At 71.1% G+C, this 22,797-nt stretch carries 22 protein-coding genes and 2 pseudogenes; 13 read left to right on the top strand and 11 right to left on the bottom strand.

Annotation, left to right across the window (positions count from 1 at the left end):
• Positions 1-78 precede the first annotated feature (78 nt).
• The 8 genes from OG309_RS31925 to OG309_RS31890 all read left to right on the top strand — a co-directional run bounded on the left by OG309_RS31925 (position 79) and on the right by OG309_RS31890 (position 4,093).
• A complete protein-coding gene (locus OG309_RS31925; RefSeq protein ID WP_329426158.1) occupies positions 79-390 on the top strand; it encodes a gas vesicle protein GvpO in 312 nt (103 codons plus the stop codon).
• A gap of 28 nt (positions 391-418) precedes the next feature.
• Positions 419-934, top strand: a complete 516-nt coding sequence (locus tag OG309_RS31920; protein WP_329426156.1) for a gas vesicle structural protein GvpA — start codon at positions 419-421, stop codon at positions 932-934.
• 2 nt (positions 935-936) lie between these two features.
• Positions 937-1,650: a GvpL/GvpF family gas vesicle protein gene (locus OG309_RS31915; protein ID WP_329426154.1), complete on the top strand. Its 714-nt coding sequence runs from the start codon at positions 937-939 to the stop codon at positions 1,648-1,650.
• Between the two features lie 31 nt (positions 1,651-1,681).
• Complete coding sequence (locus OG309_RS31910; RefSeq protein ID WP_329426153.1) at positions 1,682-1,930, top strand: gas vesicle protein GvpG; 249 nt, start codon at positions 1,682-1,684, stop codon at positions 1,928-1,930.
• Positions 1,931-2,027: 97 nt separating this feature from the next.
• Complete coding sequence (locus OG309_RS31905) at positions 2,028-2,486, top strand: gas vesicle protein (protein ID WP_402546591.1); 459 nt, start codon at positions 2,028-2,030, stop codon at positions 2,484-2,486.
• Entirely contained in the window at positions 2,483-3,397 is a 915-nt protein-coding gene (locus OG309_RS31900; protein ID WP_329426151.1) for a GvpL/GvpF family gas vesicle protein, read from the top strand. Before OG309_RS31905 ends, OG309_RS31900 begins: the two co-directional genes overlap by 4 nt.
• Positions 3,394-3,705, top strand: a complete 312-nt coding sequence (locus OG309_RS31895; protein WP_329426149.1) for a gas vesicle protein — start codon at positions 3,394-3,396, stop codon at positions 3,703-3,705. The genes OG309_RS31900 and OG309_RS31895 overlap by 4 nt, the downstream gene beginning before the upstream one ends.
• Positions 3,695-4,093: a gas vesicle protein K gene (locus OG309_RS31890; RefSeq protein WP_329426148.1), complete on the top strand. Its 399-nt coding sequence runs from the start codon at positions 3,695-3,697 to the stop codon at positions 4,091-4,093. The genes OG309_RS31895 and OG309_RS31890 overlap by 11 nt, the downstream gene beginning before the upstream one ends.
• 19 nt (positions 4,094-4,112) lie before the next feature.
• Here the strand turns inward: OG309_RS31890 and OG309_RS31885 are convergent, their stop codons facing one another.
• Entirely contained in the window at positions 4,113-6,530 is a 2,418-nt protein-coding gene (locus OG309_RS31885; RefSeq protein WP_329426147.1) for a SpoIIE family protein phosphatase, read from the bottom strand.
• A gap of 276 nt (positions 6,531-6,806) precedes the next feature.
• On the bottom strand, positions 6,807-9,356 hold the full coding sequence (locus tag OG309_RS31880; protein WP_329426146.1) for a discoidin domain-containing protein: 2,550 nt from the start codon (positions 9,354-9,356) through the stop codon (positions 6,807-6,809).
• 441 nt (positions 9,357-9,797) lie between these two features.
• On the opposite strand from OG309_RS31880, the gene OG309_RS31875 reads away from it, so the two are divergent.
• The 3 genes and pseudogenes from OG309_RS31875 to OG309_RS31865 all read left to right on the top strand — a co-directional run.
• On the top strand, positions 9,798-10,052 hold the full coding sequence (locus tag OG309_RS31875; RefSeq protein ID WP_329426144.1) for a hypothetical protein: 255 nt from the start codon (positions 9,798-9,800) through the stop codon (positions 10,050-10,052).
• Between the two features lie 32 nt (positions 10,053-10,084).
• Positions 10,085-10,753: an NAD-dependent epimerase/dehydratase family protein gene (locus OG309_RS31870; RefSeq protein WP_329426143.1), complete on the top strand. Its 669-nt coding sequence runs from the start codon at positions 10,085-10,087 to the stop codon at positions 10,751-10,753.
• A pseudogene (locus tag OG309_RS31865) lies at positions 10,692-10,973 on the top strand (NAD-dependent epimerase/dehydratase family protein); the annotation flags it as partial. The gene OG309_RS31870 and the pseudogene OG309_RS31865, both read left to right, overlap by 62 nt.
• A 137-nt stretch (positions 10,974-11,110) precedes the next feature.
• Here the strand turns inward: OG309_RS31865 and OG309_RS38180 are convergent.
• Positions 11,111-11,224: pseudogene (locus OG309_RS38180) on the bottom strand (hypothetical protein); the annotation flags it as partial.
• A gap of 187 nt (positions 11,225-11,411) precedes the next feature.
• Between OG309_RS38180 and OG309_RS31855 the strand changes: the two are divergent.
• The gene (locus OG309_RS31855; RefSeq protein WP_329426141.1) at positions 11,412-12,278 is read left to right on the top strand and encodes an SPFH domain-containing protein; all 867 of its coding nucleotides are present in this window, start codon (positions 11,412-11,414) and stop codon (positions 12,276-12,278) included.
• A 138-nt stretch (positions 12,279-12,416) separates the two neighbouring features.
• Here the strand turns inward: OG309_RS31855 and OG309_RS31850 are convergent, their stop codons facing one another.
• The 8 genes from OG309_RS31850 to OG309_RS31815 all read right to left on the bottom strand — a co-directional run bounded on the left by OG309_RS31850 (position 12,417) and on the right by OG309_RS31815 (position 21,997).
• Positions 12,417-13,439, bottom strand: a complete 1,023-nt coding sequence (locus tag OG309_RS31850; RefSeq protein ID WP_329426140.1) for a hypothetical protein — start codon at positions 13,437-13,439, stop codon at positions 12,417-12,419.
• 86 nt (positions 13,440-13,525) lie between these two features.
• Positions 13,526-16,069, bottom strand: coding sequence for a sensor histidine kinase KdpD (locus OG309_RS31845; protein WP_329426138.1), 2,544 nt, complete (start codon positions 16,067-16,069; stop codon positions 13,526-13,528).
• 53 nt (positions 16,070-16,122) lie between these two features.
• Positions 16,123-16,824, bottom strand: a complete 702-nt coding sequence (locus tag OG309_RS31840; protein WP_329426137.1) for a response regulator — start codon at positions 16,822-16,824, stop codon at positions 16,123-16,125.
• A gap of 103 nt (positions 16,825-16,927) precedes the next feature.
• Positions 16,928-17,605 carry a potassium-transporting ATPase subunit C gene (locus OG309_RS31835; protein WP_329426135.1) on the bottom strand — a complete coding sequence of 226 codons (678 nt, stop codon included), beginning with the start codon at positions 17,603-17,605 and terminating at the stop codon, positions 16,928-16,930.
• Between the two features lie 2 nt (positions 17,606-17,607).
• A complete protein-coding gene (kdpB, locus tag OG309_RS31830) occupies positions 17,608-19,719 on the bottom strand; it encodes a potassium-transporting ATPase subunit KdpB (protein WP_329426133.1) in 2,112 nt (703 codons plus the stop codon).
• The gene (gene kdpA / locus OG309_RS31825) at positions 19,716-21,380 is read right to left on the bottom strand and encodes a potassium-transporting ATPase subunit KdpA (RefSeq protein ID WP_329426131.1); all 1,665 of its coding nucleotides are present in this window, start codon (positions 21,378-21,380) and stop codon (positions 19,716-19,718) included. Before kdpA ends, kdpB begins: the two co-directional genes overlap by 4 nt.
• An 8-nt stretch (positions 21,381-21,388) precedes the next feature.
• The gene (gene kdpF / locus OG309_RS31820; protein ID WP_190102311.1) at positions 21,389-21,478 is read right to left on the bottom strand and encodes a K(+)-transporting ATPase subunit F; all 90 of its coding nucleotides are present in this window, start codon (positions 21,476-21,478) and stop codon (positions 21,389-21,391) included.
• Between the two features lie 231 nt (positions 21,479-21,709).
• A complete protein-coding gene (locus OG309_RS31815; protein WP_329426128.1) occupies positions 21,710-21,997 on the bottom strand; it encodes a hypothetical protein in 288 nt (95 codons plus the stop codon).
• Between the two features lie 54 nt (positions 21,998-22,051).
• Here OG309_RS31815 and OG309_RS31810 point away from each other — a divergent pair, with 54 nt between their 5' ends.
• Positions 22,052-22,783 carry a MerR family transcriptional regulator gene (locus OG309_RS31810; RefSeq protein ID WP_329426126.1) on the top strand — a complete coding sequence of 244 codons (732 nt, stop codon included), beginning with the start codon at positions 22,052-22,054 and terminating at the stop codon, positions 22,781-22,783.
• Positions 22,784-22,797 lie beyond the last annotated feature (14 nt).

Genomic DNA, 22,797 nt, shown 5'->3' with positions numbered 1-22,797 from the left:
TCGTCTTATCCGGAATGGAGCGCGCATCCGCGGGGAGATGCGTGAGTCAAAGGGAAACCCGATTCACGAGGGCGTCAGATGACCGGACCGGAGCCAGAGCGCCGCCGGCGCCGCCCGCGTCGGCCCCAGGGCGGCGCGGCCGCCGCACTGCGGGCCGCCGCCGATCAGCTCTCCGAACTGCTCGGCAGGCGCCCTGAGGCGGTGTCGTCGCTGAAGCCCACAGAGGACGGCTGGGAGGCGGTGGTGGAGGTGGTGGAGCTCGAACGCATCCCCGACACCACCAGCGTCATGGGCAGCTACCGCGTCGAGCTGGACGAGGCCGGCGACCTGATCTCCTACGAACGCATCCGGAGATACAGCCGGGGCATGATCGACCGGCACGGCGGCTGAGGGCTGCCGAGCCGTGAAGGGACACGCCATGACGGTGATGCCGCAAGGAACGAGCGGAGGCCCCGTAAGCGGCGGCCAGGCAGGGACCGGCAGCCTCTACGACGTCCTGGAGCTCATCCTCGACCGCGGGCTGGTCATCGACGCCTTCGTGCGCGTCTCCGTGGTCGGGATCGAACTGATCAAGATCGATGTCCGGGTCGTGGTGGCCAGCGTCGACACCTACCTCCGCTTCGCCGAAGCGTGCAACCGCCTGGACCTGGAAGCGGGCCGGAACGCTCCCGCCCAGCTCCCCGACGTCGTCGGCAAGATGGTCGAGGGCGGTAGTCGGGGCAAGACCAAGGGCGCGCTCGGCGGCGCGATCGATGCCGTCACGCAGTCGCTGTCGGGCGGGGCCGAGGAAGCCGAGGACGAGAGCGAGGACGACGCCGAGGAGAACGAGGACGCCGAGAACGCCGAGGACGCCGAGTACGAGACCGAGGAGGCGCAGCCGCCTCCCCGGCGCCGGAGGCCCGCGCGGCGCCCGGCCAGGCGTGACAGGGAGTGATCATGGCCGTCTACGTCTACGCGGTGACATCGCGCGACCACCCCTGCCGGGTCGACGGTCTGACGGGCGTCGGATCCACCGGAGCGGAGGTACGGGTCGTGTCCACGGACGGGCTGCGTGCCGTGGTCAGCGACATCGACGAGGAGATCCGTCCGAAGCGGCGCGACGTGGCCGCCCATCAGGCGGTCCAGGAGCGCCTGTTGTCCGACGGCACCCCGCTGCCGCTGAGGTTCGGCTACACCGCCCCCGACGACGCCGCCGTGCTGCGGGCGCTCGACGAGAACGCGGACTCCTACCGGGCGACCCTGACCCGGGTCGACGGCTGCGCCGAGTACCAGGTGAAGGCTTCCCGTGGGCAGGACCTGCTCCTCCGGGAGATCCTCGACGACCTGCCCGAGGCCCGGCGACTCAATCGCGAGATCGTCGGCGGCTCCGCGGATCCACGGCTGCCGCTGGAACTGGGGCGCCTGGTCGCGGCCGAGGTCGAGCGACGCCGTGCCCATGCGGCGGAGGGCCTGATGCGCTCCCTGGCACCGCTGGGGCGGGAACACGTCGTCCACCCCGCCCAGGGGGACGACTTCCTCGCCCTGTCCCTGCTCGTGCGCCAGGACGACGAAGAGGTGTCGAAGGCCCTCGACGAGCGGGTCCGGAGCGGCGACGACGGCGTCGAGTTCCGGCTCAGCGGCCCGCTCCCGCCGTACAGCTTCGTGTCCTAGTTTCGCCGCCCGGCCGGAAGGAGTGGAAGAGATGGGTCTCCTGGGGCAACTGGTCATGCTGCCGCTGGCCCCGGTCCGCGCCGCTCTGTGGGCCGCCCGGCAGGTGGCGGACCAGGCGGAGGCCGAGTACTACGACCCGGCGCCGGTCGTCGCCCGGCTCGCGGAGCTGGAACGGCAGCTGGTGGCGGGCGAGATCGACGAGGAGGCCTTCGAGCAGGAGGAAGACCTGCTGCTCGACCGCCTGGAGGAGATCGACCGATACCGCTCGGGCGGCGCTTGAACGATCGCGGCACGGGCAGCGGCAGGCCGACGGCACCACGGCGCCGGTTCGAAGCAGTACGACGGAGCACGACGCAGTACGACGGAGGTGAACGTTCGTGAGCGACCCCGTCAGCCGCAGGTTCGGCACCGATCCGGCGATGGGCGGCTATCCGTCCAGTTCCTCCGCCAGCCTCGCGGACATCCTGGAGCGCGTGCTGGACAAGGGCATCGTGATCGCCGGCGACATCCGCATCAACCTCCTCGACATCGAGCTCCTCACCATCAAGCTGCGCATCCTGATCGCCTCGGTGGACAAGGCCAAGGAGATGGGCATCGACTGGTGGGAGCACGACCCGTCGCTCTCCTCACGCCCCCACGACCGCTCCCTCGCCGCCGAGAACGAGCGCCTGCGCACCGAGATCGCGCGGCTGCGCCATGACGAGCTCACGGCAGGCTCCGGCGAGGACCCCTACGTGGCCGGCGGCGAGGAGGAGGAAGAAGAGGAAGAAGAAGAAGAGCCCGCCGACGAGGTGCGTCCGACGCGCCGCACCCCGAAGCGGAGGACCGGACCATGAACGCGGCTCCCGCGGCGGCGCTCACCTACGTCTACGGCGTCACGCCGCCGGCTCCCGGCCTGGACGACGTCCTGTCCACGCTGACCGGAGTCGCGGGCTGCCGGGTCGCCCTCATCGGCGCCGCCCCCGACGCCGCCGGGCCGCCCCTCGTCGCCTTCGCCGTCAGCGACGTTCCCCGGGCCGAGTTCGCGGAGGAGGTGCTCCCGGAGCGCTTCGAGGACCTCCGTTGGCTGGAGGCCACCGCGCGCGCCCACCACCTCGTCATCGAGGCCCTCGCCGCCCGCACCACCGTCCTCCCCCTCCGCATGGCGACGCTCTACCAGGACCGTTCCCGCGCCGTGCGGGCCCTGAGCGCGCAGAGCCCGCAGTTCGCGGCCCGACTGGCCCAGCTCGCCGCCCACACCGAATACGGCGTGAAGATCTACGTGCGTGGGCGAGCCGCCGGCCCGGACCCGGACCCGGCTCCGGCTCCGGACCCGGCTCCGGAACCCGCCGTGGAGAGGGACGGCGCGACGGGCCCGTCCGCCGGCCCGGGCCGGGCGTACCTGCGGGCCCGCCGGGCTCAGCGCGACGCCGACGAGGACCACCACCGGCAGGCGAGGATCGCCGCCGACCGCGTCGCCGCGATCGCCCGTCGGCACTCGGCCCGGCACGTCTCCCACCCTCCGCAGAGCGGGCCGCTCGCGGAGACCGGGGCAGAGGCCGCAGCGGGGGCCGGGGAGAACGTCGTCAACGACGCCTTTCTCGTCCCCGACGCCGCGGCCGGCGCCTTCCGGGCGGCGGTCCGGGCCGCAGCAGCCGACCTTCCCGGAGTGCTGCTCGAACTGAACGGCCCTTGGGCCCCGTACTCGTTCACCGCTCCCCCGCCGCCACCCGAACCCCCGCCCCCGGGCCGCGGGCCGGTGTCATGAGCACCCCCGGCCGGGCCGACCCGGCCCTGCCCGGGCGTCAGGTCGCACTCGTCGACCTGCTCGACCGGCTGCTCGCGGGAGGCGTCGTCATCACGGGCGACGTGGTCCTGTCCATCGCCGACATCGACCTCGTCCGGATCTCGCTCCGGGCCCTCGTCAGCTCGGTCAGCTCGGTCGGCCCGCTCGGTCCGGTCAGCCCGGTCGGCTCCGTCAGCCCGGTCGGCTCCGTCGGCTCGATCGGCTCCGCCACGGACGCGGGGTCCCCGCGTCCGTCGCAAGCGGACGGCGGTGAGCCCGATGGCCGATGAGCGGGCCGACGTGCACGACCTCGGCAAGGCGATGGCGGACGTGCTCAGGGTCATGCCCGCCCTCCCGCCCGACGGGAAGGCGCGTGCCGACTCCGTCTGGCGGCCACCCGCGCGACGGATCCGCACCGGCGCCGACACCGTCGAGGAGGATCTGCTCAAACTGGTCCTGACCGTGGTCGAGCTCCTCAGGCAGCTCATCGAACGCCAGGCGCTGCGCCGCGTCGACGAAGGCGACCTCACCGACGAGCAGGAGGAGGAACTCGGCGCCACCCTGCTGGCCCTCCACGACCGCATGAGCGAACTCTGTGCTCAGCACGGCTTCAGCCTGGGCGATCTCAACCTCGACCTCGGCCCGCTCGGTCCGCTCCTCCCGCGCGATCCGGGGTGAGGGCCGCGCGCACGGCGGATCACTCCTCGGGGACGCGGATCTCCAGGACGCAGATGTCGTCGCGGTTCCGCGGGCGCAGGTCGGCGAGGGTCTTGGCGAGCATGCCGCTCTCGACCTCCCGCACGAGCCGGGCGGCCGTGTCGGCCAGTTGGACGAGGCCGGTGTCGATGTCCTGGCCCGGCTCCTCGACGAGGCCGTCCGTGTAGAAGAACAGATGGTCGCCGGGCCGCAGTTCGATGACGTCCTGCGTGTACGTCGAGTCGGACGCGGCACCGAGCAGGGTGCCCTCGGGCTGCGGGAGGAAGCGGGCCTCGCCATCGCGGATGAGCAAGGGCGGGAGGTGGCCCGCCCTCACCCAGGTCAGGCGGTGCGTCCAGGGCTCGTAGCGCCCCATGACCGCCGTGGCGGTGGCGCCGCCCGTGTCCGAAGCAGTGTGCAGCAGAAGGGCGTTGAGACGGTCGAGCACGTCGGGCAGCGGCGATCCGGTCACGCTCATGCCCTTGGTGGTGAACCGAAGCTGCGCCATGGTCCCCACCGCGGCGAGACCGTGTCCGGCGACGTCTCCGACGACGAACAGCGCGCTCTTGTCGGGGAGTTCGATGGCGGAGTACCAGTCGCCGCCGACGTTCAGTCCGCTGTCGACGGGGACGTACGCCACGTCGACGCACAGACCGGCCAGCTCCAGCGACTGCTCGGGGATCGGCAGCAGGGTGTCCTGGAGCCGCGCGCCGAGCGCGCGTTCGGCCTTCAGCATGCCGCGCTGGACGAGGTTGGCGCGTTCGCTCTCGCGCAGGGCCAGCTCGGCGTCCCGCAGCTCGGTCAGGTCCTGGAAGAAGCCGTGCACCTCCACCGGGCTGCCGCCCGCGTCGCGTTGCGCCTCCGCGACGACCCGGAGGTGCCGCACGCCGCGCTCGGTGGTGATGCGGAAGTACTGGTCGACGGCGACGCCCTCACCGAGCAGCCGCTGCACCGCCGCGCCCATCCGCGGCAGGTCCTCCGCCAGGAGGTGCCGGGGCAGCTCCTCCAGCCGCATGGGCCCCAGGGCGGGATCGCGGTCGAAGACGGCGTACACCTGGTCGGACCAGGTGATGGAGTCGGTGACCAGGTCCCAGTGGGCCCAGCCGAGGTTGCCCAGCCGCTGCAGGTCGTCCAGCAGACGGGTCTCCCGTTCCGCGGCGTCGTGGCGGATCCAGGACACCACCAGGCGCTCGCCCAGCCGGGACGCCCGGACCGAGTACACGGACTCCTGCGGTACCCCGGCGGTCACTTCCTCGTAGACGAAGGGCTCGCCCTCGTAGACCTCGCCCGTGGTCAGCGTGTCCAGGTACCCCTCCCAGAGCGCGGTGCCCGCGACGGTCGGGTAGTTCTCCAGGAGCCGTCGGCCCACCAGCTCCTTGCCGCGCCGTCCGGTCACGTCCAGCGACTCCGGCGCCGCCGCGTCGATCCGGAAGTCCTCCACCTCGCCCTCGGCCGTGAACAGGGGCGTCAGCAGGGCCGCGGGCCCGGACAGCGCGTCGAGGACCGTCTGGATCGCGTCGACGTCCTCTCGCCGCAGGGCGTCCCGGTAGCGGTCCCGGTCCTCGCGCAAGGACCCGCCGCAGAGTCTGACCGCCCGCCGCAGCAGCGCCCTGGTCCGGACGTCGAACGGCCCGTGCCGCCCCCGGAAGAACCCGACGACCGCGGTCACGTTCCCGTCGGTGGGGACGGGCAGCCAGGCGCGCGAGGGCCACCGCTCGGGCGGATCGCCGATCAGCAGGTACCGGGCGGCGTCCGACTCCGGGTCTTCGAGCCACACCGGCTGCCCGGCGGCGATGGCCTCCATTCCGGCGATGCCGCTGAGCGGAGGAATGTGACTCCACTGGTCGGCCAGCGCGTCCCCGGTTCCGGCGTGCCCGATCAGGCGCAGGCTGCCGGCCGAGGCGACGGTGTAGATCATCACCGCGTCGACGTCCGCGGCGTCGGCCAGCAGCGTCCGGAGCAGCTGGGCGATCTCCTCCGGGGTGCGGACGTGGGCCAGCTCCCGGGCCAGGCCGGCGAGGAGCGCGCGATCCCCGGGCGGGCGGGTGCCGCCGTCGGCGGCGGCGACGTAGCGGCTCGTACGGAAGGGCGAGGCTTCCGGTGCCGGCGGCGCGGCCCGAGCCGTCGGGTCGGCCGCCTCCGGGGGTGGTGACACCACGTGCCCGCCGGTGCGACCCAGCGTGATCCAGCACTCCTCCAGGAGGGTGCGCCGCTGCCGGGCGGCGTGATCGAGCAGCAGCTGGTAGGCCGCGTCCGGTGTGACGCCTTCGCGGCCCATCAGCACGCCTTTGGCCCGTTCCACGACGGCCGTCGTCGCGGCCAGGTTCTCCAGGTCCACGACTTCGGCACGCAACCGGGAGACGACCTTGGCCAAGGCCAGCACTTCGGGGGTCGCGGTCGCACCGGACCCTGAAGTCACGGAATCGCCCTCCATGAGTCGAGCATGCCACGCCTCGTAGCCGATGCGCCCGGGTTCCGCGCGGCAGCACATCGGTGCGGCCTTCCAGGGCGGTCGCCGGGCAGGGACGGATGGGTGGACACCGGCGACTCCTACCGGATGCGGACGGCTGCCTCGGAGCCCTTCGCCCCCTCTCGGGGAGCGTGGAGGCCCACGCGGCCCGGTCGGCCGGGCCCGGCGTCGGCGTCCGCCCCCGGCGGGGTGACCCGGCCGGGGGCGGACGCCGACGCCGTACCGTCAGAAGACGGTGACGAGGCGGGCGACGCTCGGCACCCCGTGGCCGTCCAGGGCGAAGAGCATGTAGGTGCCCGGCAGGACCACGCCCTTGTCGGCCGGGATGGACACCGTGTGCGTGCCGGATCCCGTGGCCGTGGACACCAGCGGGACCCGCCGCTGGTCGTTGTCCGTGGAGTGGGTCGCGGCCGCGGCCCGTACCAGGACGAAGGAGGCCACCGACCCTTCGGTGCCGACGGTGAGCGAGCTGCCGGCGGCGACCCGGGGCGGCACGCCGCCGGTGATGACGGGACGCGCCTTGGCCGAACCGTCCGCGTTGAGCAGGTACGGCGGCGTGAACACGGCGCCGTCGGAGTGGTTGGTGGCGCAGTCGCCGCACAGGCCGCCGCCGCCGGAGAAGATCCGGCCGTCGGGCAGCAGGTTGGCCACGCTGTGGTAGTTGCGCGGGATCGCCATGCTGGCGAGCGGGGTGAAGCGTCCGGTCGCCGGGTCCCACAGCTCGGGGGTCAGCACGGACGTGGCGTCGCTGAACGGCACGGGGAACGCCTGCCCGCCGAACACGGCGACCTTGCCGTCGGGCAGGACGACGCTGTTGCCGAAGGCGCGGGCGTGGTCCATGTCGCCCGTGCGCGCGGCCCGCACCTGCGTGCCGTCGACGCTCACGGTGTACGCGCGCCGGGTGGCGGGCGTGCTCTGGTACCCGGGCGAGCCGCCCAGGGTGAGCAGCTTGCCGATGTCGTACGCGACGGCGTTGCCGGTCATGGCGTCCGGGCTGTCGGCCCTGGTGCCGGCGGGGGTCAGGGTGCCGTTCCCGGAGGTCGTGATCCAGTTCATCTGCTTGCTCGGGCCGAGCTGGAGCACCTTGCCGCCCGAGGTGGCGTACAGCCACATGTGGTTGTCGGCGCGGTAGGCGCCGGCGGGGTCGGCGGTCATCGCCGGGACCGCGGAGACGCCGGGCAGTCTGCGCCAGGTGCGGGTGTCCGGGGACCAGACCTCGCCGGCCTTGTCACCCGCGGTTCCGCTCCAGGATCCGCCGAGGACGAAGGCCTCGCCGGTGGAGAGCAGGGTCATGGCCTGGTAGCCGCGGGCGATGTTCATGCTGGTCGTCGAGGACCAGCTGTCGGTGGCCGGGTCGTAGATGCTCGCCTTGTCGGCGTTGCTGCCGCCGGTGACCAGGACCCGGCCGTCGGCGAGCATCGCTATGCCCGGGCAGAACATGTCGTGGCCGGTGTTGTCGATGCGGCGCTGGGTGACCTTGCCCGTCTTCAGGTCCAGGATCGCGGTCTGGGTGTAGCCGTTGCTGCCGCCGAAGCGGTCGATCGCGTACGCCGACCAGGCCAGGAGCTTGTCGCCGGGCAGGACGGCGGTGGCCACCGGCACCAGGGGGAAACCGGTGATCCGGCTCCAGGAGCCGTGGGCGGCCGGGTTGGCCGGTCCGCTCAGGCGCATCTCGGCGGCGGAGGCCCAGGGCCCGCGGTTGCCGGCCTCGCGGGTCACGGTCAGGCGTACGTAGCGGGCGTTGACGGTGCGGGTGAACGTGGCGGTCTTGACGGTGTCGTCGTCGCGCCAGGTGCCCGAGGCGACCGCTGCGCCGAAGGTGGTGCCATCGGTGCTGGTGGTGACGGTGTAGGTGCCCGCTCGCCCGTTGGGGCTGTCCTTGCGGGGCTGGTAGACCAGGGCGGAGACGGCCGTCGTGCGGTGGGTGTCGATGGTGATGCTGTGCGGCAGCGGGGCCGGGGTCCCGGACCACCTGCTGTGCCAGAGGGTGGCGGCGTCGCCGTCGAGGACGTTGGCCGCGCGCCCGTTCTCCTTGGCGGTCTCCTCGTCGCTCGCCGTGGCCGTCCATCCGGTCCTGGGCAGGTCGACGGTGGCCGCCGGGGTTCCGGGGTCGCCGAGCAGGTTGAGTTCCGCGGCGGAGGTCCACGGGCCGCGCTTGCCGGCCTCGGTGACGGCGGTGAGCCGGACGAACCGGGCGCCCTGCGGGGCGAATCCGAGGGTCTTGGTGCTCGCGTCGTCCGCGAGGGTGCCGGTGGCGACCGGACTGCCCCAGGCGCGGCCGTCGGTGCTCACGCTGATGCTGTACTCACCGACGCGCCCGTTGGCCTTGTTGTCGGTGCGGGGCTGGTAGAGGAGCGCCGAGACCACCGTCGTGCGGTGCATGTCGATGGTGATGACGTGGGGCAGCGGGGCCGGGGTCCCGGACCACCTGCTGTGCCAGAGGGTGGCCGTCTTGCCGTCGAGGACGTTGGCCGCGCGCCCGTTCTCCTTGGCGGTCTCCTCGTCGCTCGCCGTGGCCGTCCATCCGGTCCGGTCGAGGACGGGAGCCATCGGCTCCATGGCGTTCGCGGGGGCCACGCCGTGGTGCGGCGACTGCTGCGCGGTCCGCTGGGTGAAGGGCGTCGGCGGCGGGGTCGGACCGTGTGCGCCGGGTCCCGGGCTGGCGACGCCGAGCCAGGGCGTGGCCCCGACGAGCAGCGAGCCGAGGCCGAAGGCGATGAGCACATGGGAGCGGCGCAACGCTCGGGCACGGGCGTGGACGCGTCTGGGCTGCAATCGGACCTCCTGGGCGAACCGTGGACCTGAACCGCGGTGGGCCCCTAGAACATAGGGCAGACCGGCTCAGATCAACCCTTGTCGGGAGGGAGTTGACGCGAACCCGTGCCGCTTTGCCCGGTCGGGTGGCGTCGCCCGCGTCCGGCGGGTGCGTGCCGCCGTACAGGTGGGTCAGGCGGAGTGGCTCCTGATCCTGGCGAGGAGGTGGACGATGCGCTGCCGCGCCAACTCGGTGCCGCCCAGCGGAGCCGTCGGCACGGAACTCGCCCAGCGACTGCGCGACTGGATCGCCCGTGCGGACCGGGCCGGCCTCATCTCCGCGGTCGAACGCAACGGCCTGAGCCACAGCGCCGACGACCTGGCGAACACACCCATGGACAGCGCGGCATGCCACCTCGACTACCAACCGCGGAACTGGCTCGTCGGTGACGCCTTCGGGCTGTGCGACTTCGAGCACATGCGCCGCGACGCCCGCATCCGCGACTTGCCCGGCTCGAGTTCCGCCGCTGGCAGGCAGCGCCCAACCTCCGCACGGCGTTCTTCGCCGGGTACGGACAGCCGCTGAACGACACCGAACAGCGGCTGCTGGAGTCCTTCGGCGCGATCGAAGCCGTCACCGCCCTGGTGCGTGGATACGAGCAGGACGACCCCGCCCTCAGCGCCCACGGCCGCACCGTGCTGGCCCGCCTCTCCTGAACGTATCCCTTCGCCACCTTCTGGAGATTCCCGTGTCACGGAACTCGCCCGCCCACCTGACCACCACCGTCCCGCGTCGGGCCGTCGTGACCGGCGCCGCCGGCTTCATCGGCTCCCACCTCGCGCGCGCCCTCGTCCAGGCCGGCGCCATCGTCATCGGCGTCGACCGGCGCGACCCGGCGACCGACCCCACGGCCGCCGCCAACCTCGCCGCTCTGCAGGGGATCCCGGGATACATGCACGTCACCGCCGACCTCCTCAGCTGTGCGATCGAGCCGCTTCTCGTGGAAGCGAACGCCGTCTTCCACCTGGCCGGTATCCCTGGGGTACGCCCTTCCTGGGGACCGAAGTTCAGCGACTACGTCGCCTCGAACATCCTCGCAACCCATCGCGTCATGGACGCCGTCGCCCGCATGGGCGTGCCCAGACTCGTGGTGGCTTCGTCCTCCAGCGTCTACGGCGCCACGGACGGCGGTGCGAGCGTGGAGACCGACAGGCCCCAGCCGGCGTCCCCGTACGCGGTCACCAAGCTCGCCGAGGAGCAGCTCTGCCTCGCGCACTCCACACAGGCCCCACTGCCCGACCAGCGTCGTCGCCCTGCGGTACTTCACCGTCTACGGCCCCCGGCAGCGGCCGGACATGTTCACCCACCGTGCCCTCACGGCGGCCCTTACCGGTCAACCGCTCCGTCTGTACGGTGACGGTCACCAGCGCCGGGACTTCACGTACGTCGACGCCGCGGTCTCGGCCACCATTGCCGCGGCCACGTTCCCGACGGCGCAGGGCGTGATCAACGTGGGCGGCGGTTCGGGCGCCTCCCTTCTCGAAGTGATCAGCATTGCGCGCAGCCTCACCGGACTCGAGGTCCAGGTTCAACAGGAGCGCCCTCGCAGCGGCGACGTCCTCACCACCCGTGCCAACCGGGGCCGCGCCCAGGAGGTCCTGGAGTGGAAGCCCCAGGTCGACCTTCGCAACGGCATGCACGCCCACATGCAGGCTCTGGCCTCCGAGCTGCACGCCGCAGAGCCGAGGAGCCATGGGTTGCGCTCGCTCGGCGACTCCGCCGCCCCGACCACCCGAGTCGACCTCCGCTGCCCTTCCTCGAGCATGGCGTACGTCTTCCCCACCCCCGGGGCGGCCCCGAGGTAGATCCGCAATCGTCCTCGCGCCATCGGGGGCTCCTACCGATACGCCACACCCACACGCTCTCCCTCCATCATGCGCGCCCGGCCCCCGTCACACTCCGACACCCGCGCAGGCCCGCGAGTTTGACGTGTTCCTGACGCCGGAGGCGCATCCGCGGGTCCCGCTCGGCCGTCCTGACCAGTGTCGAACCGGTTTCACGAAGGAGGCGTTCCCATGGAGAGCGCGGTTGTCGGAGTGGTCGTCGTGGTCGTCTTCCTTCTGTTGCTGTTGCGCAGCGGGATGCGGGTGATCAATGAGGTCGAGCGGGGCGTCGTGTTCCGCTTCGGCAAGGCTCTGCCCGGCCATCGACAGCCCGGCATCACCTTCCTGATCCCCGTCGCGGACCGCATGCGGAAGGTCAACGTGCAGGTCGCGACCCTGCCGATCCCGACACAGGAGGGCATCACCCGGGACAACGTCTCGGTCAAGGTCGACGCGGTCGTCTACTACCGGGTCACCGACCCCGCCCGTGCCACGATCGAGGTGCAGGACTACGCCTTCGCCGTCGGCCAGGTCGCGCAGTCATCGCTGCGCTCGATCATCGGCAAGAGCGACCTGGACGACCTCCTGTCCGACCGGGAGCGACTGCACGAAGGGCTCGCCTTGATGATCGACAGCCCGGCGGCCGGCTGGGGCATCCACATCGACCGGGTCGAGATCAAGGACGTACAGCTGCCGGAGTCGCTGAAGCGGTCGATGTCCCGGCAGGCGGAGGCCGAGCGCGAGCGGCGGGCCCGCGTGATCACCGCGGACGGCGAGTTCCAGGCGGCCCAGCAGCTCGCCAACGCGTCGCGGATCATGGCCGACACGCCGGAGGCGATGCAGCTGCGGCTGCTGCAGACCGTCGTCGAGGTGGCCGCGGAGAAGAACTCCACGCTTGTGATGCCTTTCCCGGTGGAACTGCTCCGCTACTTCGACCGGGCGGCCCGCAACCTCGACGCCGCTCCGACGCCGACACCGACACCGACACCGACACCGGAGACGCCGGAAACCCAGACGGCCACCGCGACCGATCGGTCCGCCCCGGCGGACGCCTCCTGATCGACGGCCGACGGACCTACCGACCTACGGTCCGGCGGTGGCCGGTTCCGACAGGGCCGGGTCCGCCCCTGCGCGGCAGATGCCCCCGGGGGGAAACGCCCGGGCTCGGACGCCTGAACGCCCGTTCCTCGTACCGGCTCACGCGGGGCAGCCGTGGCGGGCCGTCGACGCGGCTGCGAAGCTGCCCAGCAGCTCCTGGACGTCGGCGGGCCGGAGCTCCCCCGGCCCGCCGTGGCCGCCGGACGGACCGACCAGCTTGACGTACGCGGTCCCGAGGGCTCCCTTGCAGGTGAGGGCGCGCGTGCTGGCGCCCTTGACGCTGCCGGGGTAGCGGCCGTCGAGATACATCTCCTGCTCGGCGGAGGCGCCGTAGTAGGCGGTCAGCTCGGCGAGCGTCTTCGCCCCGCGCTTCAGCGCGCAGGCCTCGGTCAGCGCGCGGCCGGCCGGCTTCTCGGAGATTGCCGTGACGCCCAGCCGGGTCGCGGTCGCTGCGGTGAGCACGTTCCGGCAGGTCCCCGTCGCGCGGGCGGGCGGTACCTCGCGCCATTCGCTCAGGTCCACCCCGGACGGACGTGTGCCGAGCGCTCCCTCGCAGTGGAAGCGATCGGCGGCCTTCCGGGCCGTCTCCGTGGCGAGCCGGGCGACTTGGCCGACCTGCTCCTTCGTCAGGTCCTCGGCCTTCGCCGTGGCCTCGGTCAGAACGAGGAGGCCCTTGCCGGGCAGCGCCTCGCAGTCGACGAGCACCGCCGCCTCAGGCCGGCTCCGGCCGACGAACGAACCGTTCCACCCGTATCCGATGGGCGTCGCCGAGGCCTCCTCCGCCGCACCGCTGGCCCGGTGTGCGGCGACCGGGCGGATCTGCAGCCGCAGGGTGGGCGCCGAGTCCTGTCCGCGCGCCGTGACCGAGCACCACTCCGTGTCGTGTCCGACCCATTCACCGGTGTGCCCGCGCGCTTCCAGGTCGGCACCGGCGAAGAACGTCCGGGCCTCCTCGACCGCCAGCGACCCCCGGCAGCTGTCCCCCAGGTCGTCGCCGGACGCCTCGCCGCCGCCGAGTCCGAACCAGACCGCGCCGGCGGCCGCCGCCACCGCCAGAGCGGCGGCGAGTGCCTTGACCCCGGTCATGCGCGCCTTCGTTCGCGAGTGCTCCGTCTCGCTCACCAGCACTCCCCCCTTCGTCCGCGTCCTCGGTGCCCTGCCGGCACCCTGATGGATGACTGATCATCCGGCCGTACGGTTCCGAGCGGTCAGGTCGTCTCGGTCGTCGCGTCGGGGTGGAAGGGCGGGGTGCCGTCCTCCCTGCGGAGGCTGATGGTCATGGTCAGGCCGCCGCCCGGGGTGTCCTCGGCCGTGACCGTGCCGCCCATGGCTTCGACGAAGCCGCGGGCGACGGCGAGGCCGAGGCCGACTCCCGCGCCGCGCGGGGCGTCGCCGTGGCGTTGGAAGGCGCCGAAGATGCGGTCCTTGGCCTCGTCGGGCACGCCCGGGCCGCGGTCGACGACCCGGAGTTCGACGCGGTCGGCGATCGCGCTGGCTGCGACGAGGACCGGTGCTCCGTCAGGGCTGTACTTCACCGCGTTCTCGACGACGTTGGCGACGGCCCGTTCGAGCAGGCCGCGGTCGACGACGACCATGGGCAGGGTCTCGGGGATGTCGAGCTCGACACTGTCGTCGGGCACGCCGACGAGTGCCATCGGAACGACCTCGTCGAGGTCGGTCTGCCGCAGGACGGCGGTGACGGTGCCGGTCTCCAGGCGGGAGACGTCCAGCAGGTTGCCGACGAGGTGGTCGAGCCGGTCGGCGCCCTCCTCCACGTTCGCGAGCAGGTCGGCCCGGTCCTCCTCCGACCACTCGACGTCCTCCGCCCGCAGCGAGGAGACCGAGGCCTTGATGCCGGCGAGCGGGGTGCGCAGGTCGTGGCTGACGGCGGCGAGCAGCGAGGTGCGGATCTTGTTGCCCTCGGCGAGCCGGCGGGCCTCCTCCGCCTCGTCGACGAGACGCTGCCGGTCGAGCACGACCGCCGCCTGGGCGGCGAACGCGCCGAGCACACGCCGGTCCTCGCCCGGCAGGACCCGCCCCGTCAGGGCGAGGGCCAGGTGGTCGCCGACCGGTATGTCGACGTCCGCGTCCTCGGGCCGGCCGACCGGGCGGCCGGGGCCGACGACCGCGACACACGTCCACGGCTCGGTGTCGTGGCGGCGCTCCAGGAGCGCGACGGACTCCATGGCGAAGGTCTCCCGGAGCCGTTCGAGCAGCGCGTCCAGGCCGGTCTCGCCGCGCAGCACGCTGCCGGCGAGGAAGGAGAGCGTCTCCGCCTCCGCACGCAGGCGGGCGGCCTGGTGAGTGCGGCGGGCGGCCAGGTCGACCACGGAAGCGACGGAGATCGCCACGCCCACGAAGATCACCAGAGCGACCACGTTCTTCGGGTCGGCGATGGTGAGTTCGTGTATCGGAGGGGTGAAGTAGTAGTTGAGCAGCAGCGATCCGACAGCTGCGGAGGCGAGGGCGGGCCTGAGGCCGCCGAGGAGTGCCGCGGCGACCGTGAGGGTGAGGAAGAGCAGGACGTCGTTGGCGAGGCCTACGTCCGGGAGGGTGCTGCTGAGCAGCAGGGTGAGGAGCACCGGTCCTGCGAGGCCGACGAGCCAGCCCCAGATCGTGCGGGACCGTCCCAGCTTCGCGCGACGCGCCACGGGCAGGCCGCGGCCCTTCGCCGCCTCGTCGTGGGTGACGATGTGGACGTCGAGGTCGGGCCCCGACTCGCGGGCGACCGTGGCGCTGACACCGGGGCTGAAGGCGTACTGCCAGGAGCGGCGGCGGCTGACGCCCAGGACGATCTGGGTGGCGTTGACCCCACGCGCGAACTCCAGGAGTCCGGTGGAGATGTCGTCGCCGATGACGTGGTGGAACGTGCCGCCCAGGTCCTCGACGAGGGTCCGCTGGACGGCCAGTTCCTTCGGCGAGGCAGAGGTGAGTCCGTCGCTGCGCGCGATGTAGACGGCGAGGACCTCGCCTCCGGCGCCCTTCTCGGCCAGTCGGGCGGCGCGGCGGATGAGGGTGCGGCCCTCGGGTCCTCCGGTGAGACCGACGACGATCCGCTCGCGGGAGCCCCAGATCTTCGAGACCCGGTGTTCGGTGCGGTACTCCTGGAGGTATTCGTCGACCCGGTCGGCGGTCCACAGCAGCGCCAGTTCGCGCAGGGCGGTGAGGTTGCCGGGGCGGAAGTAGTTGGACAGGGCCGCGTCGACCTTGTCCGGCTTGTAGACGTTGCCGTGCGCCATCCGCCGCCGCAGCGCCTGGGGCGACATGTCGACCAGTTCTATCTGGTCGGCGCGGCGTACCACCTCGTCGGGGACGGTCTCCCGCTGCCGCACCCCCGTGATCGACTCGACGACGTCGCCGAGGGACTCCAGGTGCTGGATGTTGACCGTGGAGATCACGTCGATGCCGGCGGCGAGCAGCTCCTCGACGTCCTGCCAGCGCTTGGCGTTGCGGGAGCCGGGGATGTTGGTGTGGGCCAGCTCGTCCACGAGCGCGACGGCGGGCTTCCTGGCCAGCACCGCGTCCACGTCCATCTCGGTGAACACCGTGTCCCGGTAGGCGATCTCCGTACGCGGCATCGTCTCCAGGCCGTGCAGCATCACCTCCGTGCGCGGCCTGTGGTGGTGCTCGACGAAGGCGACGACGCAGTCGGTGCCGCGCTCGACCCGCCGGTGGGCCTCCGAGAGCATCGAGTACGTCTTGCCGACGCCCGGTGCCGCGCCGAGGTAGATACGGAGTTTTCCGCGTCCCATGGTTTCGTTTCTCGTCGATGTCGGACAGAGCGTGTGGCCGAGCGGGCGGGACGTCACGCCTCGAAGCGGTATCCCATGCCGGGCTCGGTGATCAGATAGCGGGGGTGTGACGGGTCCGCCTCCAGTTTGCGACGCAGCTGCGCCATGTAGACCCTCAAATAGTTGGTCTTGCTGCTGTAGCTCGGCCCCCACACCTCCTTGAGGAGGCGCTGCTGGCTGACGAGGACGCCGGGGTTACAGATGAGGATCTCCAGCAGGTGCCACTCCGTCGGGGTGAGCCGGACGTCGCGGTCACCGCGGCGTACCTTCTTCGCCACGAGATCGACCGTGAACTCGTCGGTCGTGACCAGCGCGGCCGCCGCTCCGGTACTCGGCCGCGCCTGCGCGGGCGACTCCTCGATCCGGCGGGTAGCCGCCCTCAGCCGGGCGAGCAGTTCGTCCATGCTGAAGGGCTTGGTCATGTAGTCGTCCGCACCCGCATCGAGGGCCCGGATCTTGTCCTCGGACCCGCTGCGGGCGGAGAGCACGAGCACCGGGGCCCGGTTCCAGCCTCGCAGCGCCCGGATGAGGTCGATGCCGTCCATGTCGGGCAACCCGAGATCCAGGAGGATCACGTCCGGTGGCTCGGTGGCCGCGAGCCGGAGCGCGGCGGCGGCGTCGTGGGCCGCGTCCACGTCGTACTTGCGTGCTTTGAGGTTGATCGTCAGAGCGCGCGCGAGCTGCGCGTCGTCCTCGACGACCAGGACCCGGGTCATCGGCGTACTGCCTTTCGTTTGAGCATGGCGTCGGATGCGCGTCGGGAGCCGGCAGCCGGGACGTTCCCGGACTGCCGGCTCCCTTGCGTCGGGCGTAAGGCCATCAGCCCTTGGCCGCCACAAGCGTCTTCAGCGCGATGTTGAGCTGGAGGACGTTGACACGGGGCTCGCCGATGAAACCGAGGATGCGGTCGTCGGTGTGGTCGGCGACCAACTTCTCGACGGCGGCGACGTCCAGGTGGTTCAGCTCGGCGACCCGGTGGACCTGGAGCTTCGCGTACTCCGGAGAGACGTGCGGGTCCAGACCCGAGCCGGAGGACGTGACGGCGTCGGCGGGGACGTCGGACGGCTTCACCTTGAAGTCGGCCGTCGAGTTGTCCTTCACGACGGCGGCCTTCGCGTCCGTCACCCAATTGATCAGGTCCTCGTTGTCGCCGGAGCGGTTGGTCGCGCCGGAGAGGATGATCTTGTACTGGGGGTTGACGCTGTTGGCGCCGAGGCCGTTGGAGGGGCGCGGCTGGAACCACTTGAGGTCCGGGCTCGCGGTCTCCTCACCGTCCTTCAGCGGGAGGTTGTAGGTCTGGCCGATGAGCTCGGAGCCGACGACCTTCCCGCTCGCGTCCTTGATCTCAGAACCGTTCGCCTTTCCGGGGAAGGCGAGTTGGGCGACGCCGGTGACGGCGAGGGGGTAGAGCACGCCCGTCACCACGGTCAGGACGAGCAGGGCACGGAGAGCGGCCCAGAGCAGACGTCCCGCGTTTCCTACGGAGTTGTTCGTCATGGTCAGCCGATTCCGGGGATGAGGGAGATGAGCAGGTCGATGATCTTGATGCCGATGAACGGGGCGATCAGGCCGCCCAGACCGTAGAGCCCGAGGTTGCGGCGCAGCATCGAGTCGGCGCTGGACGGTCGGTAGCGCACGCCCTTGAGGGCGAGCGGCACGAGCGCGATGATGATCAGCGCATTGAAGATGACGGCGGACAGGATCGCGGACTCGGGCGAGGCGAGGCCCATGATGTTGAGCTTGTCGAGCGACGGGTAGGCGACGGCGAACATAGCGGGGATGATCGCGAAGTACTTGGCGACGTCGTTGGCGATGGAGAAGGTGGTCAGCGCGCCTCGGGTGATGAGGAGTTGCTTGCCGATCTCGACGATCTCGATGAGCTTGGTCGGGTTGGAGTCGAGGTCGACCATGTTGCCGGCCTCCTTCGCGGCCGACGTGCCCGTGTTCATCGCCACGCCGACGTCGGCCTGCGCGAGGGCGGGGGCGTCGTTGGTGCCGTCACCGGTCATCGCAACGAGCTTGCCGCCCGCCTGCTCCCGCTTGATGAGGGCCATCTTGTCCTCGGGGGTGGCCTCGGCGAGGAAGTCGTCGACACCGGCCTCCTCGGCGATGGCCTTCGCCGTCAGCGGGTTGTCACCCGTGATCATGATCGTCTTGATGCCCATGCGGCGCAGCTCGTCGAACCGCTCCCGCATGCCGTCCTTGACGACGTCCTTGAGGTGGATGACGCCGAGAACGCGCGCCCCCTTGCCGTCCTTGACCGCGACGAGGAGGGGCGTGCCGCCGGCCTCGGAGATGGCGTTGGCGAGGGTGTCGGCGTCGTTGGAGACCGTGCCGCCCTGCTCCTTCACCCAGGTGACCACGGAGCCCGCGGCCCCCTTGCGGATGCTCTTGCCGTCCACGTCCACACCCGACATGCGGGTCTGGGCGGTGAACTCGATCCAGGTGGCGTGCGCCAGCTCGCCTTGGTGGCGCTCGCGCAGCCCGTACTTCTCCTTGGCGAGGACCACGATCGAGCGGCCCTCGGGCGTCTCGTCGGCGAGCGAGGAGAGCTGGGCGGCGTCTGCGACCTCCGCGTCAGTGGCGCCCTTGACCGGGACGAACTCCGAGGCCTGGCGGTTGCCGAGCGTGATGGTGCCCGTCTTGTCGAGCAGCAGCGTCGACACGTCACCGGCGGCCTCGACGGCGCGGCCGGACATCGCGAGGACGTTGCGCTGGACGAGCCGGTCCATGCCCGCGATGCCGATCGCGGAGAGCAGGGCGCCGATCGTCGTCGGGATGAGGCAGACCAGGAGCGCCGTGAGGACGATCGTCGAGGTCTGCTTGTCGGCGCCCGCGTAGATCGCGAACGGCTTCAGCGTCACGACGGCGAGCAGGAAGACGATGGTCAGCGAGGCGAGCAGGATGTTGAGCGCGATCTCGTTGGGCGTCTTCTGGCGGGCGGCGCCCTCGACCAGGTTGATCATGCGGTCGATGAAGGTCTCGCCGGGCTTCGTCGTGATCTTGATGACGATCCGGTCGGACAGCACCTTCGTACCACCGGTGACCGCGCACCGGTCGCCGCCGGACTCGCGGATCACCGGCGCGGACTCGCCGGTGATGGCGGACTCGTCGACCGAGGCCACTCCCTCGACGACGTCACCGTCGCCGGGGATGATGTCGCCGGCCTCGCAGACCACCAGGTCGCCGATCTTCAGCTCGGTGCCGGGGACCTGCTCCTCGCTCTTGCCGTCCTGGTTCAGGCGGCGGGCGACGGTGTCGGTCTTGGCCTTGCGCAGGGTGTCGGCCTGGGCCTTGCCCCGGCCCTCGGCGACCGCCTCCGCCAGGTTGGCGAAGATCGTGGTCAGCCACAGCCAGGCGGTGATCGCCCAGCCGAACCAGTCCCCCGGGTTCTTGATCGCGAGCGCCGTGGTGACCACCGAGCCGACCAACACCACGAACATCACGGGTGACTTGACCATCACCCGCGGGTCGAGCTTCCTGATCGCGTCGGGGAAGGACTTGACCAGCTGCTTCGGATCGAACAGGCCCCCGCCTACACGGCCGCCCTCGGGCTTGTGCCCCGTGGGTACGTCCGGGTGCGGTGCCCGGGTAGGAGTGATGGCGCTCATGCTGCGAGCCCTTCGGCGAGCGGACCCAGCGCGAGGGCCGGGAAGTAGGTGAGACCGGTGATGATCATGATCGTGCCGACGAGGAGGCCGGTGAACAGCGGCTTCTCGGTGCGCAGGGTGCCTGCGGTCTCGGGGACGGGCTTCTGCTCGGCGAGCGAGCCGGCCAGTGCGAGGACGAACACCATGGGCAGGAACCGGCCGAGCAGCATCGCGATGCCGATGGTCGAGTTGAACCACTGGGTGTCGGCGTTGAGGCCGGCGAAGGCGGAGCCGTTGTTGTTGGCGCCCGAGGTGTACGCGTAGAGGATCTCGGAGAAGCCGTGCGCGCCCGAGTTGGTCATCGAGTGCGACGGGGTGTCCAGGACGAACGAGGCCGCCGTGAAGCACAGCACGAGCGCCGGCGTGATCAGGATGTAGAGCGCGGCGAACTTGATCTCACGGGTGCCGATCTTCTTGCCCAGGTACTCGGGCGTGCGGCCGACCATCAGGCCGGCGATGAACACCGCGATGACCGCCATGATCAGCATGCCGTACAGGCCGGAGCCGACACCGCCGGGCGCGATCTCGCCGAGCTGCATGCCCAGCAGGTTGATACCGCCGCCGAAGCCGGTGTTCGAGGAGTGGAAGGAGTTCACCGCGCCGGTCGACGTCAGCGTCGTGGAGACCGAGAAGATCGCCGAGCCACCGATGCCGAAGCGGGTCTCCTTGCCCTCCATGGCACCGCCCGCGATGTCGAAGGCGGGGCCGGGGTGGGCGAACTCGGTCCACATCATCAGACCGACGAAGGCCAGCCAGATGGTGGCCATCGTCGCCAGGATCGCGTAGCCCTGCTTGATCGAGCCGACCATGCGGCCGAAGGTGCGGGTGAGCGCGAACGGGATGACGAGGATCAGGTAGATCTCGAAGAGGTTGGAGAGCCCGTTGGGGTTCTCGAAGGGGTGGGCCGAGTTGGCGTTGAAGTAACCGCCGCCGTTGGTGCCCAGCTCCTTGATGACCTCCTGCGAGGCGACCGCGCCGCCGTTCCACTGCTGCGTGCCGCCCATGAACTGGCCGACCTCGTGGATCCCGGCGAAGTTCTGGATCGCACCGCAGGCCACCAGGACCAGGGCGCCGATCACCGAGATCGGCAGCAGGATGCGGACGGTGCCGCGGACCAGGTCGGCCCAGAAGTTGCCCAGCTCACCGGTACGGGAACGGGCGAAACCACGGACCAGAGCCACCGCCACCGCGATGCCCACCGCGGCGGAGACGAAGTTCTGCACCGCCAGGCCGCCGGTCTGCACGACGTGCCCCATGGCCTGCTCGCCGTAGTACGACTGCCAGTTGGTGTTGGCGACGAAGGACGCGGCCGTGTTGAAGGCCTGGTCCGGGTCGATCGACACGAAGCCGAGCGAGCCCGGCAGCGAGCCCTGCACGCGCTGCAGCAGATAGAGGAAGAGCACACTCACCGCGGAGAAGGCGAGCACACCGCGCAGGTACGCGGGCCAGCGCATCTCCACGTTCGGGTTGGCGCCGATGGCCTTGTAGATCCACTTCTCGGGCTTGTAGTGCTTCTCCGAGGAGTAGACGCGCGCCATGTGGTCGCCGAGCGGCCGGTAGGACAGACCGAGGGCGACGACCAGGGCGAGGAGCTGGAGGACTCCAGCAAGGACGGGACTCATATCCGTACTCAGAACCTCTCCGGCTTGACGAGGGCGAGGACGAGATAGGCCAGCAGGCCGGCGGCGACCACCAGACCGACGATGTTCTCGACAGTCACAGCTTCGCCACCCCCTTGGCGACGAAAGCCACCAGCGCGAAGATCGCGATCGTGGTGACGACGAAGGCCAGGTCGGCCATCGTGAGCTCCCGGATGTGAGTGGATGAGATGAGCGGTCCGTCGGACCTGTTAGAGGAAAGCGCATTTCAGCCACCACACCGCCGACGTTGACGTCCCCCTAACGTGCACTGCGGCCGTCTTGACACAACCCGTACGCGCCGGCGTCCTGGATCAGTCGGTTTCCTCGCCGACCGGCGCCTTCAGCAGTCGGTCCAGCTCGTTCCCGGCGTCGTCGTACCCGGCGTCCGAGATCCGTTGCAGCTCGCGCAGGTTGCCCGTCGCGACGGCGCGCCGCGTGAGCAGGAGCCCGGCACGCATGGACCCCTCGTCCAACAGCTCGCTCAGCTCCTCCAGGTCGCCGTGGGCGTCGGCGAGGTCGGCCAGCCGGTCCAGAGCCGTCTCGTTGCCCTCGTCGGCCAGCGCCCGCAGGGTCTCCCGATCGATGTTCTCGTTCACCATGACGCCAGGGTGCAACCCTGCCCCAGGGGAAAGGTCAAATGGGACGATGGCCAGGTGATCACCATCGGGCAGCTGGCCAGGTACGTCGGAGTGTCGACGAAGACGATTCGCGTCTACCACGACAAGGGACTGCTCCCCGAGCCCGACCGCGACGCGTCTGGTTACCGACGGTACGGCGCTGCTGACGCCATCGAACTGATCAAGATCCGCACCCTCACGGAAGCCGGGGTCCCGCTGGCCCGTATCCGGGACCTGAGAGCAGCGACCGACGAGGACTTCCAGCAGGCGCTGGGTGAGATCGACGACGAGCTCACCGCCCGCATCCGTGGCCTGCGGGCGACGCAAGGGCGCTTGCGCAGGCTCGCCGCCGGGGAACTGTCCTCACTGCCCACCGAGGTCGCCGGCTTTCTGGAGCGGCTGGCCCGCTGGGGTTTCACCCCCCGATGGGTGGACCTGCAACGCGATCTGTGGATCCTCGTGTTCGCCGCCCACCCGGACCAGGCGATGACGCTCTTCGAGGACCAGAACGAGATCCTTTCCGACCCCGCGCGGCGGCAGCTGTTCCTCGACTACGACCACGCGCACGACCTCGACGCCGACGACCCCCGCCTCGACGACCTCGCCCGCCGGATCGTCGAGGCGACCCGAGCGCGCTACGGGCCCGACGAACTGCCCGAGCTGGACACGGCCTCCGAGATCCCCGCCCTCATCCAGGGCGCGGTCAATGCCGAGTCCGCGGCGTGGCGGCACCTCGACACGCTCATCCGCACCCGTCTGAAGGTATGACTCGGCGTAAAGGA

The sequence above is a fragment of the Streptomyces sp. NBC_01268 genome (genome assembly GCF_036240795.1).
Classification (GTDB): domain Bacteria; phylum Actinomycetota; class Actinomycetes; order Streptomycetales; family Streptomycetaceae; genus Streptomyces.
The sequence above is the reverse complement of the archived record's forward strand: the minus strand, read 5'-3'. Positions and strand labels throughout refer to the sequence as shown.